The 871-nt window shown below is 54.5% G+C and carries 1 protein-coding gene and 1 pseudogene; both read right to left on the minus strand.

Translation table 11 applies throughout. The features are described from left to right. Positions 1 to 84 precede the first annotated feature (84 nt). Positions 85 to 413, minus strand: a pseudogene (locus ACFTOW_RS13290) (ISKra4 family transposase); the annotation flags it as partial. A gap of 13 nt (positions 414 to 426) precedes the next feature. Then, a complete protein-coding gene (locus ACFTOW_RS13295) occupies positions 427 to 759 on the minus strand; it encodes a transposase (RefSeq protein ID WP_379916503.1) in 333 nt (110 codons plus the stop codon). Positions 760 to 871 lie beyond the last annotated feature (112 nt).

Here is an 871-nt window from a genome sequence, read left to right on the forward strand (position 1 = left end):
CGGATGTTAACAATGCAGGTGGGTCAGTTTTAGATGATCATAACCCACCCAAGTGGGTCACTTTTGCATGCCGATTCACACTGATTGGCACAAGCAGCGTCGAAGCCTTGGCCGCTTCACCCGAATTCGCCCAAAATTCGCCCAAAAAGAGTGTCGAGAATACGGCCTCGATCATCATGGATCGCGCGTTGTTTGCCACAGCCATCGCATTTCCGGCGAACCTCCATTGCTTCACCGACCTGATCTTGCACAATCGCTTCCTGCAAACGCCTCAACAAGGTCTTTGCGTCGTCGAGGAGAAGGCCCAAATTATCGGAACCAAACTCGTCCGGCGCACGGCGAAGCCGACCGATATTGCGCCTCTTGGTTTCTCCATCGTCAAACGTCGTCTCGACAAAAATACTTACATCCATGGTGGGTCCCGCCTCATTTCGAAACCCTTACCCTACCACATAGACCACCAAGTTTTGCCCACTCCCCGTCGTGTTTCAGATTTAAGGGCAACGCGACAGCAGGCAAAACCAACCGGCCATCACGTGCCCGACTACGCCACTCCGATAAATGGTTCGCCCGAAGACCATACCGCGCCGCAACTGCATTCACGCTCACACCTGGCTGCAAACTCTCAGCAACGATCCGCGCCTTTATCTGATCCGGCCAGCGTCGCTGTCCGTTGGTCCTTATGTCCACCCCGTAATCCCGGAGAAACTCCAACGTAGTCGCCATCGCGAAACTCCTGCACCGATCTCCATCGGACATGGCATCGCAGGTCAGACAAGCGGGCAAAAGGGGCTATTTCGCGGTTTGTGTGGGTGGTTTGGTTTCCGGTCATTTGCTTGAGGCACAAGATGTTGTGCGGTAGGGTGATGCC

Source organism: Lacimonas salitolerans (assembly GCF_042677865.1).
Classification (GTDB): domain Bacteria; phylum Pseudomonadota; class Alphaproteobacteria; order Rhodobacterales; family Rhodobacteraceae; genus Lutimaribacter; species Lutimaribacter salitolerans.